This is a genomic window from Telluria sp. B2 (assembly GCF_051789535.1).
Classification (GTDB): domain Bacteria; phylum Pseudomonadota; class Gammaproteobacteria; order Burkholderiales; family Burkholderiaceae_D; genus Telluria.
The window spans coordinates 4,786,767-4,803,415 of sequence record NZ_CP196525.1; the positions used below are offsets into that span (position 1 = coordinate 4,786,767).

At 62.8% G+C, this 16,649-nt stretch carries 11 protein-coding genes; 5 read left to right on the top strand and 6 right to left on the bottom strand.

The window, feature by feature from the left end; all coding sequences use genetic code 11:
• Positions 1–141 precede the first annotated feature (141 nt).
• The 3 genes from ACSUZJ_RS21185 to ACSUZJ_RS21195 form a co-directional block, all read right to left on the bottom strand.
• Positions 142–1,026: a dienelactone hydrolase family protein gene (locus ACSUZJ_RS21185; RefSeq protein ID WP_499411486.1), complete on the bottom strand. Its 885-nt coding sequence runs from the start codon at positions 1,024–1,026 to the stop codon at positions 142–144.
• 234 nt (positions 1,027–1,260) lie between these two features.
• Positions 1,261–3,999: a DNA polymerase I gene (gene polA, locus ACSUZJ_RS21190; RefSeq protein WP_499411487.1), complete on the bottom strand. Its 2,739-nt coding sequence runs from the start codon at positions 3,997–3,999 to the stop codon at positions 1,261–1,263.
• 186 nt (positions 4,000–4,185) lie between these two features.
• Positions 4,186–6,156: an acyltransferase family protein gene (locus ACSUZJ_RS21195; protein WP_499411488.1), complete on the bottom strand. Its 1,971-nt coding sequence runs from the start codon at positions 6,154–6,156 to the stop codon at positions 4,186–4,188.
• 243 nt (positions 6,157–6,399) lie between these two features.
• Between ACSUZJ_RS21195 and ACSUZJ_RS21200 the strand changes: the two genes are divergently transcribed.
• From ACSUZJ_RS21200 to ACSUZJ_RS21210, 3 genes are read left to right on the top strand one after another with little or no spacing between them, the layout of a single operon-like run.
• The gene (locus tag ACSUZJ_RS21200; RefSeq protein WP_499411490.1) at positions 6,400–6,933 is read left to right on the top strand and encodes a hypothetical protein; all 534 of its coding nucleotides are present in this window, start codon (positions 6,400–6,402) and stop codon (positions 6,931–6,933) included.
• A 57-nt stretch (positions 6,934–6,990) separates the two neighbouring features.
• Positions 6,991–7,950, top strand: coding sequence for a homoserine kinase (locus ACSUZJ_RS21205; RefSeq protein WP_499411492.1), 960 nt, complete (start codon positions 6,991–6,993; stop codon positions 7,948–7,950).
• 13 nt (positions 7,951–7,963) lie between these two features.
• Positions 7,964–8,734 (top strand): BPSS1780 family membrane protein, encoded by a 771-nt coding sequence (locus ACSUZJ_RS21210; protein WP_499411494.1) that lies wholly within the window; start codon positions 7,964–7,966, stop codon positions 8,732–8,734.
• Positions 8,735–8,795: 61 nt separating this feature from the next.
• Here ACSUZJ_RS21210 and ACSUZJ_RS21215 read toward each other — a convergent pair whose 3' ends face one another.
• Positions 8,796–11,111 (bottom strand): UvrD-helicase domain-containing protein, encoded by a 2,316-nt coding sequence (locus ACSUZJ_RS21215; protein ID WP_499411496.1) that lies wholly within the window; start codon positions 11,109–11,111, stop codon positions 8,796–8,798.
• 401 nt (positions 11,112–11,512) lie between these two features.
• Here ACSUZJ_RS21215 and ACSUZJ_RS21220 point away from each other — a divergent pair, with 401 nt between their 5' ends.
• Positions 11,513–12,058 (top strand): SRPBCC family protein, encoded by a 546-nt coding sequence (locus ACSUZJ_RS21220; protein WP_499411497.1) that lies wholly within the window; start codon positions 11,513–11,515, stop codon positions 12,056–12,058.
• 374 nt (positions 12,059–12,432) lie between these two features.
• On the opposite strand, the gene ACSUZJ_RS21225 is transcribed toward ACSUZJ_RS21220, so the two are convergent.
• Complete coding sequence (locus tag ACSUZJ_RS21225) at positions 12,433–14,511, bottom strand: M13 family metallopeptidase (protein ID WP_499411499.1); 2,079 nt, start codon at positions 14,509–14,511, stop codon at positions 12,433–12,435.
• 149 nt (positions 14,512–14,660) lie between these two features.
• Between ACSUZJ_RS21225 and ACSUZJ_RS21230 the strand changes: the two genes are divergently transcribed.
• A complete protein-coding gene (locus tag ACSUZJ_RS21230; RefSeq protein WP_499411500.1) occupies positions 14,661–15,065 on the top strand; it encodes a hypothetical protein in 405 nt (134 codons plus the stop codon).
• Positions 15,066–15,171: 106 nt separating this feature from the next.
• Here ACSUZJ_RS21230 and glf read toward each other — a convergent pair whose 3' ends face one another.
• Positions 15,172–16,326: a UDP-galactopyranose mutase gene (gene glf, locus ACSUZJ_RS21235; RefSeq protein WP_499411501.1), complete on the bottom strand. Its 1,155-nt coding sequence runs from the start codon at positions 16,324–16,326 to the stop codon at positions 15,172–15,174.
• Between the last annotated feature and the right edge of the window lie 323 nt (positions 16,327–16,649).

Below are 16,649 nucleotides of genomic sequence, written 5' to 3' on the forward strand. Positions count from 1 at the left end.
GACGACGCCGGCGACGATGGTCGCCAGCAGGATGGAGATTAGGATCGGGTCGATTTGAAGCCTCTTGTTCTGGACGTGCTTTGCGTGGCGAGCCGGGCATTGTACCCCTCCCGGCCCCCAAACGTGCAGCTACGCTTGCGCTCAGGCCACGCCGTGCTTGGCGAACCAGTTCAGCGCGCGCTTCCAGCCGTCCTTCGCATCGGCTTCGTTGAAACTCGGGCGGTAGTCCGCGTGGAAGGCGTGGCCCGAATTCGGGTAGACCACGAACTCGGAGCGGCTGTTGCCCTTCCCCAGCTCAAGCTTCATGCGCTCCACCGACTCCAGCGGAATGCCGGTGTCCTTGGCGCCGTACAGGCCGAGCACCGGCACCTTCAGGTTCTGCGCGATGTCGACCGGATGCTTCGGCGAGTTCGCGGTGGTGTCGCCCGTGAGGCGGCCGTACCAGGCCACGCCGGCCTTGACGTTCGGATTGTGGGCGCTGTACAGCCAGGTGATGCGGCCGCCCCAGCAGAAACCGGTGATACCCAGACGCGCGGTATCGCCGCCGCGCTGTTTGGCCCAGCGCACGACCGTGTCGAGGTCGGACATGACCTGGGCGTCCGGGGTCTTGGCCACGATGTCCTTCATCAGGTCGGCGATGTTGGACACTTTGGTGGCGTCGCCCTGGCGCACGAACAGGTCGGGAGCGATGGCCAGGTAGCCGGCCTTGGCGAAACGGCGCGCCACATCCTTGATGTGCTCGTGCACGCCGAAGATTTCGGAGATCACGAGGATGACCGGCAGGTTGGTCCTGCCCTCGGGCTGGGCGCGGTAGACGGGCACGTCCTGGCCGTCGATGACGATGATGTGGTCGCCCGCGGACAGGCCGGCGGTGTCGGTCTGGACGACGGACTGCGCCATGACCGGCAGGGTGGCGGCCGCAAAACCGCTGCCTACTGCCGCTTTCAGGAAAACGCGGCGATCGACGCCGTCTTCGAACGCCGTGCTGGCGACCAGGCTGTCGCCGTCTTGTACGAGATCTTTCATGTGCATCCCTCCGGTCATGTTGAACAGGCTTGCTATCTTAGCAGCGAGTTCGGGACGCGCGCATCCTGCTGTTCAGCATAAATTTTGCTGAGTGGGGTTGATGCAGGAAGAACCGGGGCGAAAAACCTGGGAAGGTTCGGGATGAGGCCGAATGCGCGCCGGCGGGGATGCCGGCGCGCGGGAGTGAGGTCGTCAGGGCGACCCCTGGTACGAGGAAGCGCTGGTGCGCTAGCCTTAGTGGGCTTCCTCCCAGTTGCGCCCCACCCCGGTCTCGGCCACCAGCGGCACCTTCAGCTGGGCCACGCCCGCCATCAGTTCCGGCAGCTTCTGCTTGACCAGCTCCAGTTCGCCTTCCGGCACCTCGAGCACCAGTTCGTCGTGCACCTGCATGACCATGCGCGTGCCCAGCTTCTCGGCTTCCAGCCAGCCCTGCACCGCAATCATCGCCAGCTTGATCAGGTCGGCCGCCGTGCCCTGCATCGGCGCGTTGATCGCCGCGCGTTCGGCGCCGGCGCGGCGCGGGCCGTTGCCGGAATTGATCTCGGGGAGCCAGAGGCGGCGGCCGAACACGGTCTCGACATAGCCGCGCGCCTTGGCGGCCAGGCGGGTCTCGTCCATGTACTGCTTCACGCCCGAGAAGCGCGCAAAATAACGGTCGATGTAGTTGGCCGCCGCCGCGCGTTCGATCTGCAGGTTCTGGGCCAAGCCAAAAGCGCTCATGCCGTAGATCAGGCCGAAGTTGATGACCTTGGCGTAGCGGCGCTGCTCGGACTGCACCTCGTCGGGCGCCACGCCGAAGATCTCGGCGGCGGTCGCGCGGTGGATGTCCTCGCCTTCCGCGAAGGCCTTCAGCATCGCCTCGTCGCCCGAGATGTGGGCCATGATGCGCAGCTCGATCTGCGAGTAGTCGGCCGAGACGATCACGCTGCCCGGCGGCGCAACAAAGGCTTCGCGGATGCGGCGGCCTTCGGCGGTACGGACGGGGATGTTCTGCAGGTTCGGATCATTCGAGGCCAGGCGGCCGGTAATGGCCACGGCCTGGGCGTAGTTGGTGTGCACCCGGCCGGTGTTCGGATTGACCATCTTCGGCAGCTTGTCGGTATAGGTCGACTTCAGCTTGGCCAGGCCGCGGTGCTCGAGCAGCACTTTCGGCAGCGGATAATCCTCGGCCAGCTTCTGCAGCACCTCTTCGTCGGTCGAGGGCGCGCCGGTGGCGGTCTTCTTGATCACCGGGAGCTGAAGCTTGCCGAAGAAGATCTCGCCGATCTGCTTGGGCGAGCCGAGGTTGAACTGGCCGCCGGCGAGTTCATAGGCCTGCGCCTCCAGTTCCATGAGGCGCGCGCCGATCTCGCGCGACTGGGCATCGAGCTTGGCGGTGTCGATCAGCACGCCGTTGCGTTCGATCTTTTGAAGCACGATCTGGGTCGGCAACTCGACCTTCTCGTAGATGTAGGTCAGGCCGGGGTCCTTCAGCACGTGCGGCAGCATGGTCTGGTGCAGGCGCAGGGTGATGTCGGAATCCTCGGCCGCGTATTCCTTGGCGCGCTCGAGCTCCACCTGGTCGAAGCAGATCATGCTGGCGCCCTTGCCGCACACGTCCACAAAGGGAATCGTGGTGTAGCCGAGGTGGCGCATCGCCATCGTGTCCATGTCGTGCGGCTTGTGCGATTCGAAGACATACGACTGCAGCAGCGTGTCGTGGACGATGCCGCGCAGCGTCACGCCATGGTTGTTAAAGATGTGCATGTCGTACTTCAGGTTCTGGCCGAGCTTGGGCTTGTCCGGATTTTCCAGCCACCCGCGCATGCGCTCCAGCACCTCTTCGCGCGGCAACTGCTCCGGCACGCCGGCGTAGCGGTGGGCCACCGGGATGTAGGCGCCCTTGCCCGCTTCCACCGACAGCGAAATGCCGACCATCTGCGCCGTCATCGGATCCAGCGACGTGGTTTCGGTGTCGACCGAGGTCAGCTCGGCCGCATCGGCCAGGGCCAGCCATTTATCAAGCTGTTCCCAGGTGGTGACCAGTTCGTACTCGCCCTTGATGATGGGCATGCCAGGCAGCGTCTCCTGCGCGCCTTCCGGGGAATTCAGCGCCGGTGCGCCCACGCCGGGACCCTGCGACAGCTCGCGCAGCATGGTCTTGAAGCCGTAGCGCTGGAAGAACTCGCGCAGCGCTTCCTTGTCTTCCGGACGGCCGACCAGGCTTTCCTCGATCGACACCACGTGGTTGACCAGGTCGCAGTCGGTCTTCACCGTGATCAGTTCGCGGCCCTTCGGCAGCCACTCCAGCGCCGAGCGCAGGTTCTCGCCGACCGCGCCGCCAATGCTGTGCGCGTTCTCGATCACGCCGTCGAGCGAGCCGTGCAGGGTCAGCCACTTCAGGGCCGTCTTCGGGCCGCACTTGTTCACGCCCGGCACGTTGTCGACGGTGTCGCCGATCAGGGTCAGGTAGTCGATGATGCGGTTCGGCGGCACGCCGAACTTGGCCAGCACGCCGGCTTCGTCCAGCTTTTCGTTGCTCATCGTGTTGATCAGGGTGACCTTGTCGTTCACCAGTTGGGCCAGGTCCTTGTCGCCGGTCGAGACGATGGTGTTCATGCCCTTGGCGGCCGCCTGCACGGCCAGCGTGCCGATCACGTCGTCCGCCTCCACGCCCTCGACCATCAGGATCGGCCAGCCCAGGTGGCGCACCGCCTCATGGATCGGACCGATCTGCTTGCCCAGGTCTTCCGGCATCGACGCGCGGGTCGCCTTGTACTCGGGGTACATGTCGTCGCGGAAGGTCTTGCCTTTGGCATCGAACACGCAGGCAATGTAGGCGGCCGGATAGTCGGCGCGCAGGCGGCGCAGCATGTTGACCATGCCATGCATCGCCCCGGTCGGGAAGCCGTCGGGGCTGCGCAGGTCGGGCAGCGCGTGGTAGGCGCGGTAGAGGTAGCTGGAGCCGTCAACGAGCAGCAGGGTATTTTGCATAATGGGAATGAATAGTGGAGCTGGCCGGGTGGCCGAAAGTGACTGGCATTATCGCAGAATCCGGGCTGGACCAAGAGCGGCTGAGGGCCCCCGATTTGCCACCGGAACAACATGTGCGCCCCCGGGGCGGATGTTCACACACACCGAAAACGACACCGCAATGCCCACGCCCCGGCAAAGCCTGCTTTACAAGGCACTGTTGACGGCGTCCCGGAGCGCAGGTGAAACGTGCGCGGCGTAAGTGGCCGTGATGTGATTGCTGTCTCTATAGATGACCACGCCGTCCTTGACCGCCCAGCACTTGCTGGTGTCGCAGAAATGTTCAGTCAAATCGGACAAGTGGACGCCTGCAGGAATTCTTCCTCGTGACCGGGCGAAAGCGGCATCATTCAGTACGTTGCGGCGAAGGTCACCGCAACTGTTCTTGTCCTCGACAATGGGGGAGTAGACGCAGACTGGTACATCCCTGTGCATCCAGGGATTGTCTCTCAAGGCAAGAACGCGAATTCCGCTGGCGCCCAACTGCTTGAAGCGGGAGACATAACCATCCGGTATGTATTCGGTGCGGCTGGTCCCGGTTTCGCTGCGCCGTGTGGCAAGGGTGACGACCAGATCTGGCTGGATTGCTTTGATTTCTTCAAGCGCCGCATTGTTCCAGGATGCGCACGAAGGCGGCAAGGTCCGAAACAGGGCTTCGTCGGCGGGATCGGCGAACAGACAGCCGGATTTCGTCATCGATATGACGCGCCAATTTTCTTTTTCTGCATGCTTCGTGAGGGCCGGAAGCCATTGAACGGAGTGCGAACCGCCAACAAGCACGATGGTTTTCCCGGCATCGGGCCTGCCGAAGGAACACGTCCTGGCTTCGATCGAGGCGCCCGTCTGATGGCATCCGCTTTTATAAGCCGAAGGATTGTCGCTGCGAACGCTGAATGGGCCGGGTGCGATGAAGCCGGGAAGGCGCGCATTCTCGCGGTCCCAACTGCGTCCCATCGCCGCTATTTCCCTACGCGCATACTCGCTGGAAACGGAAATCATCAATAACAAGGCCAGGCAAGCCAGCGGCACCAGTTTCGTGCTCGACGATATGCGTTCGCGGGAGAACCACCAATCGACCAGACGTTTGGACAGCATGGCGAGGCCGAACGATAGCGCCAGCAAGGTCAAGCCGGCCGGCAACGTCACCGCGCTCGTATCGCTCATGCTTTCGTAGACCACAAAAAGCGGCCAATGCCAGAGATAAACGCCAAAGGACACAGCGCCAAGACGCGCCAGGCCCGGCCGCGCCAGCGCCCAGCCGGCATTGGCCGGGTCGCTGGCGCGGCCATAACGAATCAGCAGTGCCGCTGCCGCAACCGGCCAAAGCGAAGCATAGCCAGGAAAGGCAAGTTCAGTTCCGATAACGAACCCGCAGCTTACCAGGAGGCTCAGCCCAAGCCAGGACAACACCGCCGCCCATCCTCGTCCAGCGTTCGTCCGCACAGCCCCCTGCAATCCCAGTAGCACGCCGCAACCAAATTCCCAGAAACGGGAGAAGAAGTCGAAATAGGCGCTGGCGGGAGTGGTCAGCGTGAAATACAGCGACCAGCACAGCGATGCAGCCGAGAGTGCGGCAACCAGCATGCCGAGTGCGGCGCCGGGGGCCCTGTTGGTCACAGGCCGCACGAGCTTTCCCAACCGCAGTATGAATGGCCATACAAAATAAGTCTGGCCAATCAGCGAAACGGCCCAGAAGTGCTGGACCAGGGTGAGCGCTTCGCTTCTGGCGAGGTAATCCTGCCCTCTGCTGATGAGCCGCCAGTTTTCCAGATACAGGGCGCTGGCCATGATGTCCCGCAGATTCGTGGACCACACCATGGGCGAAGTGAAGAGGAAAAGAAGGACAAGAATGCCGCAAAGCGCGACGATTGCCTGGGGCGCCACGCGCAGCAGGAAGTTGCGGTAAAACGACAACAGCGGCATGGGCTTTTCCAGCTCTCCGCGCTTGACCGCATTTTTCGCCATGAAATAACCGGAGACAACGAAAAAGACGTCCACGCCTCCGGACACGCCCGAGAAGAACACATGAAATGAAAATACCAGCAAAGCGCCGATGACGCGGATGCCCTGGATATCGTCGCGATGGTCGCGTAACGATGGATGTGCTGCTTGCCCCATAAGTGTTTTCAAAGAACTATCTAAAATAAACGCGTCAGATTGTATCTTTGATAAAAAAATAGGCGAGCACGGCTGAATTGTTGCTATTTATGTACTCTGTCGTGCTCACGGCATCGTCATGCCCTGGCCTCCATCGTGTCGCTTCAGTCCCGCCCGCCCCCCGGCAAAAGAAGGAACATCACACTTTTCACAGGGAACGGTGTCGGTTTGTTACAATGGTCTAATCAATACAAGGTGATCATCATGCCGCGCACATTTCTCCGCCTGAGCGTCCTTCCCTTTGCCCTGCTGACCGGCTTTGCCTGGGCCCAGCAGGCGGCGACGACGACCCAGCAGCAACCGCCGACGGAACGCATCGAACCGGGCAGCGATGTGCCGACGACCAATATTCCGCCGCGCCGCGGCACGCAGATCAAGGAAAAGCGCGCCAACGACGGCACGGTCACGGAGATCGAAGTTCAAAGCGGCAAGAGCCACTACATCATGCGTCCGAACAACCCGGCCGGCAACGCCCAGGCAGGCGATGCCCAGAGCAGCGCCTTCCGTGCGCCGCAATGGCAAGTGATGGAATTCGACATCGGTCCGAAGAAGCAGGCCGCGGGCGAAGACGCCTCTGCCGCTCCGGCGGCCGCGGCAGGCTCGCGCGGCACCGCTGGCGCCGCAGCAGCAGGTGCGCCGGCAGGCAAGCCAGCCGGCAAAGTCCCGCCGGCAACCGTGCCGATGACGACACCGGCCGAGGTGCCGCCGCCGCCGCCGCTGCCGACCACCCAGCGCTGACCCGACCACCGCGGGGCAACCGCCCCGCCGCTCCACTTTTTCATTCTTGCTCCCACGATGGCAGTTTTCACCGCGGTCACACTGGATGACCTCACCCAGTGGATCAAGCAGTTCCCCCTTGGCCAGGCACTCGCCCTCGACGGCATTGCCTCCGGCATCGAAAACAGTAACTTCTTCCTGACCGTCGAACGAGGCGAGTATGTGCTCACCATCTTCGAGAACCTGGATTTCGAGCAGTTGCCCTTCTATATAGGCCTGATGCGCCACCTGGCCGAGCGCGGCATTCCGGTGCCGGCGCCGGTCGCCAACCACGATGGCGAACTGGTGGTGCCCTTGCAGGGCAAGCCGGCCGTGATCGTCACCAAGCTGGCCGGCAGCTCGCAGATGGATCCGCAGCCTGTGCACTGTGCAGAAGTCGGCACCATGCTGGCGCGCATGCACCTGGCGGCCCAGGACTTCCCGCTGAGCCAGCCCAACCTGCGCGGCCTGGCGTGGTGGCAGGCGACGGCGCCGACCGTGCTGCCCTTCCTGTCGCCCGACAACGCGCGCCTGCTGCGCGAAGAAGTTGCGCTCCAGGAAGCGTTCGCCGCGCTTGATACCTATGCGCGCCTGCCGCGCGGGCCCGTGCATGCCGACCTGTTCCGCAACAACGTGATGTTCGTTGGCGAAAAGCTGACGGGCTGCTTCGATTTCTATTTCGCCGGCGTCGACACCTGGCTGTTCGACCTGGCGGTGACTGTCAACGACTGGTGCATCGACTTCGCCAGCGGCAAACTGATTGATGCACGTGTGCGCGCACTGGTGGACGCCTACCGCGCCGTGCGGCCGTTCACCGCCGAGGAAGTGTCCGCCTGGCAAACAATGCTGCGCGCGGCCGCACTGCGCTTCTGGCTGTCGCGCCTGTACGACCTGCACGTGCCGCGCGCTGCGGAAATGCTGACGCCGCACGATCCGACCCATTTCGAGCGCATCCTGCGCGACCGCATTGCCAGCCCGGCGCCGGGCCTGGCCGCTTGACACGATGAACAACATGCCTGCAATGACCGGCTGGACCTGGCTCAAGGAAGGAGCCGGCCTGTTCCGCAAACAACCCGCCGCGCTAACCACCCTGCTCTTTGCGAACATCCTGGTCAGCCTGCTGATCAGCGCTTTCGACCTGGTCGGCGCCATGCTCGCGGTGGTGCTGATTCCTTCGCTCTCGATGGCCTTCATGAAGGCCTGCCTGATGATCGATAGCGGCGAGCGCGTCTCGCCCGCCGTCCTGCTGACGGGCTTCCGCAAGCCGGTGCTGCTGCAACTGTGCAAGGTCGGGCTGATCTACCTGGCGGTGTCGCTGCTGTTGACGCTGCTGGCGCGTTTCGCGATCGATACCGGCTTCTGGCAGCAGTTCTCGCAGCCGGTCGACCCGAAGAACCCGCCGCTGGTGACGGGCTGGGACATGTTCAAGATCTTCGCCATCTTCGTGCTGAACGTGAGCGTGCTGATCGCGCTCTCGTTTGCCGCGCCCCTGGTCTACTGGCAGCAGATGGGGCCAGGCAAGGCGGCCTTCTACAGTTTCTTCGCGGTCTGGAAGAGCGCGCGCGTGTTCGTGGTGCTCCTGATGGCCTGGTTCGCAATCCTGTTCGGCCTGTGCATCGTGTTCACGCTGCTGCTGGGCGGCTCGAACGTGGCGCGCGTGGCGATCATGTGGCTGATCTTCCTGTTCATCCTGCTGCTGCAGTGTTCCCTGTATGCAGCTTACCGCCGCATCTTCGGCAAGCCGGTCGAAGCCGGCGCCGCCCGGGTCAATCTCGAGAAGTAAGACTTTACGGATGTGAGCAGGCCGCCGATGCATCGGCGGCCTGCTCGAACGCCGAAGACACTTAACGCGACACGCGCTCCAGCTTGGCCACCGACAGGTCGAGCACCTTGATGCCGGACGGGCCGAAGTTGATCTGGGCCCGCGCCGCGCCCGCCCCACCCTCGATGTTCACGATCACGCCCTCGCCGAACTTGGCGTGCGCGACCGTTTCGCCGACACGCCAGCCCGAGCCGCCGCCCGACTTCTGGGTGATCTGCTGGGCGATCTTGTTGTCGCTGCCGGCATTGCGGAAGGCCGCGTCGTCCCAGGCGGTCGCTGCCTTTTTATTCGCGAACCAGTGGCTCTGCACGCGCGGCGACAGCCACTTCAGCGCTTCTTCCGGCAGTTCGTCGAAGAAGCGCGACTTCATGTTGAAGCGGGTCTGGCCGTGCAGCATGCGCTGCTGGGTAAAGCTCATGTAAAGGCGCTTCCTCGCGCGCGTGATCGCCACGTACATCAGGCGCCGCTCCTCATCGACGCCATCCATCTCGCGCGAACTGCTTTCGTGCGGGAACAGGCCTTCTTCCAGGCCGGTGATGAAGACCGCGTCGAATTCCAGGCCTTTGGCCGAGTGCACGGTCATCAGCTGCATCGCGTCCTGGCCGGCCTGCGCCTGGGCGTCGCCGGCTTCCAGCGACGCGTGGGCGAGGAAGGCCGCCAGCGGCGACATGACGGACGGCAGCGGCGCGTCGGCGTCGAGGATCTCGAGGCCGTCCTGGTTCAGGATCGCGTCGCCGGCCTGGGCCTGCGCGGGCGGGCCGAGGTGGGCCGGCGCCTGCTGCCCGAAACCTTCTTCCTGCACGAACTGGGTGGCGGCGTTGACCATCTGCTCGAGGTTCTCGATGCGGTCGGCGCCTTCCTTTTCGTTGGCGTAATGGGTCAAGAGGCCACTGCGCTCCAGCACCACGCGCACCATTTCCGGCAGCGGCAATTGCTGGGTCTCGAAACGCGCGCCTTCGATCAGCTTGACGAAGGCGCCGAGCGAGCTGCCGGCCTTGCCGGTCATGTAGGGAACGGCCGCGTACAGCGAGACGCCATAGGTATCGGCCGCCATCTGCAACTGCTCGATCGAGCGCACGCCGATGCCGCGCGTCGGGAAGTTCACCACGCGCAGGAAGGCGGAGTCGTTGTGCGGATTGTCCATCAGCTGCAAATAGGCGATGGCGTGCTTGACCTCGGCGCGCTGGAAGTAGCGCAGGCCGCCGTAGACCGTATAGGGCAGGCCGGCCGCGAACAGCGCGTGCTCGATGACGCGGCTTTGCGCGTTCGAACGGTAGAGGATGGCGATTTCGCTGCGCGGCATGCCGTCGGCCATCAGGCTCTTGGCTTCCTCGATGATCCACTGGGCTTCTTCCAGGTCGGAAGAGGCTTCGTAGATGCGCACCGGCTCGCCCTGCCCCGCATCGGTACGCAGGTTCTTGCCGAGACGCTTGGTGTTGTTGGCGATCAGGTAGTTGGCGCTGTCGAGGATGTGGCCGTGCGAGCGGTAGTTCTGCTCGAGCTTGATCAGGTTCTGGACCTGGAAGTCGCGCTCGAAGGCGGTCATGTTGCCGACGTTCGCGCCGCGGAAGGCGTAGATGCTCTGGTCGTCGTCGCCGACGGCGAAGATGGCGCCGCCGCTGCCCTCGCCGTGGCCGGCCAGCAGTTTCAGCAGGTTGTATTGCAGGTCGTTGGTATCCTGGAACTCGTCCACCAGCACGTGCTTGAAGCGCATCTGGTAGTGCTGGCGCAGCGGCGCATTGCGCGACAGCAGTTCGTACGAGCGCAGCAGCAGCTCGGCGAAGTCGACCACGCCTTCGCGCTGGCATTGCTGGTCGTAGAGCTCGTACAGCTCGACCATCTTGCGCTCGATCGGGTCGTAGGCCTCGACCTGGCTGGCGCGCAGTCCCTGTTCCTTGGCATTGTTGATGAAGTACATCAGGTTCTTCGCCGGGTACTTCTCGTCGTCGACGTTCGCCGCTTTCAACAGGCGCTTGATCATCGACAGCTGGTCCTGCGAATCGAGGATCTGGAAAGACTGCGGCAGCACGGCGTCCTTGTAGTGGGTGCGCAGCAGGCGGTTGCACAGGCCGTGGAAGGTGCCGATCCACATGCCGCGCGTGTTCACGGGCAGCATGGCGGACAGGCGCGTCAGCATCTCCTTCGCCGCCTTGTTGGTGAACGTGACGGCCATGATGCCGGCCGGGCCGACCTGTCCGGTCTGGATCAGCCAGGCGATGCGCGTGGTCAGCACGCGGGTCTTGCCCGAGCCGGCCCCCGCCAGGATCAGCGCGCTCTGCGGCGGCAGGGTCACGGCCGCAAGTTGTTCGGGATTGAGGTTGTGAAGGAGATTCTGCATGCGCCCATTATACCGCCGGGATCTACTGTATGCCCATCCAGTCAGGGCGGTATTATCGGTCCGGCACTGAAATAATATTTCAAATTTATAAGTTTAATGAAATATTATTTCATGCCTAAGCATTCCCACCTCGACCTGCTGTCAACTTTTTTTCTTGACGAAAAAATTCTTCGCGCATCTATCTTTCTGCAACTGCATTTAACTCATCAGTATCAGCGCGCAATTCTAGCGCGCGCCCCTTGTTCCAGAATTCGCTTAACTTAACAACAAAGACGCGAACACATTCGCGTGGCCCACTACGACCCAACCATTTTCAAGCCGCAAGGCCGTGCACGCGTTTTCGGGTCGGGCTGAACTTCGTCACCGCGTGCAGGCCGGCTTACTGTCAAAAGGAGAGTCACATGCTTAATCGAGTGGTTACTGTTGCCGCCCTCGCTGTCGGCGGGATGATGCTGTCGAAGCAAATGAAGAAAAACCGTGGTTCGAACATGGATTCCTCCATCATCGAATCGATCGAGGTGAACGTGCCGCTGCGTACTGCCTACAACCAGTTCACGCAGTTCGAGGACTTTCCGCAGTTCATGAAGAGCGTCCACTCCATCCGCCAGCTCGACGACAAGCGCCTGCACTGGAAGGCCAATGTCGCCGGCGAAGAGAAGGAATGGGATGCGGAGATCACCGAGCAGATCCCGGACAAGCGCATCGCCTGGCGCAGCATCAGCGGCGTGCCGAACGGCGGTGTCGTCACTTTCCACAAGATCTCGGATAACGTGACCCGCGTCACCCTGCAGATGGACTACCAGCCGGAAGGCGTGCTGGAAACCCTGGGCGACGCCCTGGGCGCGGTGCGTATGGAAGCGCGCAGCAACCTGTCGAACTTCAAGGAAATGCTCGAGAAGCGCGGCTCGGAAACGGGCGCATGGCGCGGCAAGATCAACCAGCACTAAGCTGGTGCGCTGAGTAGCCCATGAATGAAAGCGCCACCTCACGGTGGCGTTTTTTATTGCGTCGCTTGATGCCGTGGACATCCGTTCCACGGTGACGACATAGCGCGCGCCGTTATCACCTCCGATATCGGCGCGGTACCGTAGGGTGGGCACCCCGTGCCCACGCGTTACGTGCGCATCCTGTTGCTCGCTGCTGTGAGATATCGCTCGCTACGCCGAGCAAAGCCCAGGCTGCCGTTCAATGCGTACTTTGCGGGCGACGCGTCACTGCCAACGACTGCGGAACTGCGCGTAATGCGTGGGCACGGAGTGCCCACCCTACTGGTATCGCCGCGGACCAAGATCAAGGTTTCGTCCGCGCATCCGGTTTCCGATCACCACACCCGGCAACGCTTCGCCGCCACCATCGGCTGGCCCGGCTTGCAGTTGAAGGCCTTCTCGAATTCCGGCATGTTGATGACCACGCCGTTGACCCGGTACTTGCCCGGCGAGTGAGGATCGGTCGCCGCCGAGACGCGCAGGTTTTCCGGGCGGTCGTTCTCGCAGGCCCATTGTGCATAGCCGACGAAAAAGCGCTGCTCCGGCGTGAGGCCGTCGCGCAGGGGCTGGGCCTGCTGCGGCATGCGGGCCATCTGGTTCTTCCAGGCCATCCAGCCCAGGATCAGGCCACCGAGGTCCGCCACGTCCTCGCCCAGGGTCAACTTGCTGTTGATCTTGATGTCGTCCACCACCGTGTACTTGCCGTATTGCTCGACGATGCATGCGGCGCGCTCCTCGAAGACCTTGCCGTCCTTCCTGGTCCACCAGTCCTTCAGGTTGCCCTGGGCGTCGAACTGGCGGCCCTCGTCGTCGAAGGCGTGGGTCAGTTCGTGGCCGATGGTGCCGCCGGTGTTGCCGTAGTTCGGCGCGTCATCCATCTTCGGGTCGAACAGCGGCGGCTGCAGCACGCCGGCCGGGAAGTTGATGTCGTTCATCTGCGGGTTGAAATAGGCGTTCACCGTCGGCGGCGTCATCAGCCATTCGGCGCGGTCGAGGGGCTTGCCGATCTTGGCCAGCTGGCGGCGGTTCTCGAAGGCCTTGCCGCGCACCACGTTGCCGGCGAAGTCATCGGCGCGCACCTCGTAGCTTGAATAATCGCGCCAGGTGTCCGGGTAACCGATCTTGTTGACGATGGCGTCGAGCTTCTCTTGCGCGCGCTTCTTGGTGTCGGCACTCATCCACTCGAGCGACTCGATGTCCTTGGCCATCGCTTCCTCGATCTGGCGCGTCATGTGCAAGGCCTTGGCCTTCAGTTCCGGCGAGAAGGCGCGCGCGACGAATTCCTGGCCCAGCGCTTCGCCCAGCTGGCGGTCGACCAGTTGCACGCAGCGCTTCCAGCGCGGCTGCTGGCGCTCGACGCCGCGCAGGGTCTGCATGAAGAAGGCGAAGTGGGGCTCGTCGAACTGCGGCGACAGCGCCGGCGACAGCGCCTCCAGCACATGCCAGCGCAGATAGGTCTTGATCGCGGCCAGGTTGTCCTTGCGCAGTTGACCGTTGAAGGCCTTGAAGAAGGCCGGCTCGGTGACGTTGAAGCTGGTCACGCCCGGCTGGTCGAGCGCGGCCAGGTAGGCTTTCCAGTCGAAGTCCGGCGTCATCCTCTGCAGGGCCTTCAGGTCCATCTTGTGGAACAGTTTATAGGGGTCGCGCTTCTCGACACGGGTCAGCGAGGCCTTGGCCAGCGCGGTCTCGATGCGCATCACGGTCGCGGCCGAGCGCTTCGCCACCTCGGGCGCTTCGCCGGCCAGGCCGAACATGGTGGCCAGGTGGGCCTGGTACTTGGCGCGGATCTCCTTCGAGCGCGCGTCGGTTTTGACGTAATAGTCGCGGTCCGGCAGGCCCAGGCCGCCGCCGCTGGCAAACGCGATCACGCGGCTCGAATCGCCGAAGTCCTGGTTCGAGCTGAAGCCGAAGAAGAAGTCGTCGTCCGACAGCGCCAGTTGCAGCGCGGCCAGCACCTGCGGCAGGTCGCGGGTCGACTGCATGGCATCGATCCGGTCGAACCAGGGCGTCAAGGGCGCCGCGCCGCGTTTGGCGATCGCGCCCTCGTCCATGCAGGCGCCGAAATAGTCGCCGATCTTCTGCTGCGCGCTATTCCTGCCCTCGCGCTGCTTCGCCAGGCCGTCGAGGATGCCCCAGAGGTAGCGCTGGTTGTCCTGCGCCAGCTTGCTGTAGACCGACCAGCGCGCCTGGTCGGCCGGGACCGGGTTGTTCTTCATCCAGCCGCCGCAGGCATACTGGTAGAAATCGACGCAGGGGTCGGCGCCCTTGTCCATCGAGTTGACGTCCAGGCCGGGCGTGTAGGGGAAGGTGGTCGCCGGACGCTCGGGCTGGGCACCCGAGGCAGTCTGGGCGGAAGCGATGGCGGCGGTCGCGGCAAGCGACACGGCCAATACGATGCGGGTGAGGTGCGCCATGAGAAAAATCCCGGAAAAGTGATCGCTCATGCTGACACAGAAATATTGCCTAAGCAACATTAAGAGATTGCCAAGGTGGCAGGACCGTAGCATACTCAGGCGCAAGCTTGTCCGCTCCAGGCAACTTCGATACCGCGAGATCACGCCCCATGAGTCCAACCCAAAAGCAGGCATTCGTATCGATGTTGCTTGTCGCCGCCTTGACCGGCCCCTTGTATTACCTGATCGCGGTTTTCACGATACCGATCGGCGCCGGGCTCCTCATGCTGGTGTTCGACAAACCGGTCCTGGCGATGTATCCGCTCCTGTTCGCGGGGCAGGAATATTCCAGGGACGTCGTCAGGTATGCCCTGACGACCCGCTTGAGTTTTCCGCTCACGCTGCTTCAATGGGTGCTGATCGCGTGGCTCTACAGCCGCAAAGCGCCGGATGTCAGCCTCCCGATGCAGGTGGGTATGGCCCTGCTCGTGGCCCTGCTCGTCGGCCTTGCCTTCTTCGTCCTGTTTTACGCGACAGGCATCCAGATCGTCTCGCCGATGCGCTGGCATATGTAACGCGCTCCAGCGTACCCAGCACAAAAGACAAAAGGCCGCTGCCCGGCAAGCAGCGGCCTTTTCAGCAGCCAACCCGTTAGACGCTCCTAGGCCGGCCGGCTGAACATCAGGCCAGCGGATCAATCACGAAAGCCGGCATCGCCCCGTTGCCGCGGGCGGTTTCGAGGAATTTGTCCGAGGTGATCAGCGCCTCGTTGATGGTGACGTCCATGTCCAGGTAGCGGTAGGTGCCCAGGCGGCCGACGAAGGTGACGTTGGTTTCGCCCTGCGCCAGCTTGATGTAGCGCTCGAGCTGCTGCTTGTCGCGCGCCATGCGGATCGGATAGTAAGGAATGTCGTCCTCGCCGCACTGGCGGCTGTATTCCTTGTAGAGCACCGTGCCCTCGTGCTGTTCCCACGGCGAGAAGTGCTTGTGCTCGGTGATGCGGGTGTAGGGCTGTTCGTCATCGCAGTAGTTGACGACGGCGTTGCCCTGGTAGTCGCCCTTGTCGCGGAACATTTCGAAGTCGAGGGTGCGGTAAGGCAGGCGGCCTTCGACGTGCTTGAACCAGGCGTCGATCGGACCGCTGTAGAACACATGGTCGTACTGCGACTTCTGGTCCGGATCGAAGCGGGTGTTCAGGTGGACGGTGACGCCGTCGACCTTCAGGATGTTCTCGACCAGCGCGGTGTAGCCTTCGGCCGGCATGCCCTGGTACTTGTGGTTGAAGTAATTGTCGTCGTAGTTGAAGCGCACCGGCAGGCGTTTCAAAATGCTCGCCGGCAGTTCCGACGGCTCCATGCCCCACTGCTTGACGGTGTAGGTCTTGAAGAAGGCTTCGTAGAGCTCGCGACCAACGAAGCGCAGGGCCTGCTCCTCGAAGGTTTGCGGATTCTCGATCGACTTGTCGCCCAGCTCGGCCAGGAAGGCCTGGGCCTCGGCCGGACGCATGGTCTTGCCGAAGAACTGGTTGATGGTCAGCAGGTTGATCGGCAGCGTGAAGACACGCTTGCCGGTGATGGCCTTGACGCGGTTCACGTAAGGCTTGAACTCGGCGTAGCGGTTGACGAACTCCCAGGCACGCTCGTTATCGGTGTGGAAGATGTGCGGTCCGTAGATGTGCACCATGACGCCGGTCTCGGCGTCACGTTCGGAATGGCAGTTGCCCGCGATATGCGGACGCGATTCAAATACTTCGACCTTGTGGCCGGCCTGTGCGAGCTGGTTTGCAATGACAGCTCCGGAAAACCCAGCGCCTACAATGGCGATATTCTTTGTCATTTGATCATCCTAACTATTTTAGTAGCCATCTCTTGCGGCGAAATTGGTCCAGCGTTCCTCCGTCGCGACGTGCGCATGTCGCGGGGGCGGCACGCGGGATTCACGGAGGCAGACGCGGCAAGAAAGCCCACGAACCGCACACCGTAATCGATCCGATTATACGGAGCTGGTCCGTTTTTCGTTGTTCGATAGACTACAGCAACATATTTGCAAAAAAAGCAATTTCTTATGTTTTTGAACATGCATATGAGCAACACCGCGTTCAAAAACGGGCATACTGGCGGTTGCATGAACAATGCTGTCCGGACCGCGTGGCGCCCCAG

Excerpts from the sequence above, each read along its gene's own strand:
- ACSUZJ_RS21225 (WP_499411499.1), bottom strand. The coding sequence starts at position 14,511 with ATGGCGCACCTCACCCGCATCGTATTGGCCGTGTCGCTTGCCGCGACC.
- ACSUZJ_RS21215 (WP_499411496.1), bottom strand. The coding sequence starts at position 11,111 with ATGCAGAATCTCCTTCACAACCTCAATCCCGAACAACTTGCGGCCGTG.
- ACSUZJ_RS21195 (WP_499411488.1), bottom strand. The coding sequence starts at position 6,156 with ATGGGGCAAGCAGCACATCCATCGTTACGCGACCATCGCGACGATATC.
- ACSUZJ_RS21230 (WP_499411500.1), top strand. The coding sequence starts at position 14,661 with ATGAGTCCAACCCAAAAGCAGGCATTCGTATCGATGTTGCTTGTCGCC.
- polA (WP_499411487.1), bottom strand. The coding sequence starts at position 3,999 with ATGCAAAATACCCTGCTGCTCGTTGACGGCTCCAGCTACCTCTACCGC.
- ACSUZJ_RS21185 (WP_499411486.1), bottom strand. The coding sequence starts at position 1,026 with ATGAAAGATCTCGTACAAGACGGCGACAGCCTGGTCGCCAGCACGGCG.
- ACSUZJ_RS21205 (WP_499411492.1), top strand. The coding sequence starts at position 6,991 with ATGGCAGTTTTCACCGCGGTCACACTGGATGACCTCACCCAGTGGATC.
- ACSUZJ_RS21210 (WP_499411494.1), top strand. The coding sequence starts at position 7,964 with ATGCCTGCAATGACCGGCTGGACCTGGCTCAAGGAAGGAGCCGGCCTG.
- ACSUZJ_RS21220 (WP_499411497.1), top strand. The coding sequence starts at position 11,513 with ATGCTTAATCGAGTGGTTACTGTTGCCGCCCTCGCTGTCGGCGGGATG.
- glf (WP_499411501.1), bottom strand. The coding sequence starts at position 16,326 with ATGACAAAGAATATCGCCATTGTAGGCGCTGGGTTTTCCGGAGCTGTC.
- ACSUZJ_RS21200 (WP_499411490.1), top strand. The coding sequence starts at position 6,400 with ATGCCGCGCACATTTCTCCGCCTGAGCGTCCTTCCCTTTGCCCTGCTG.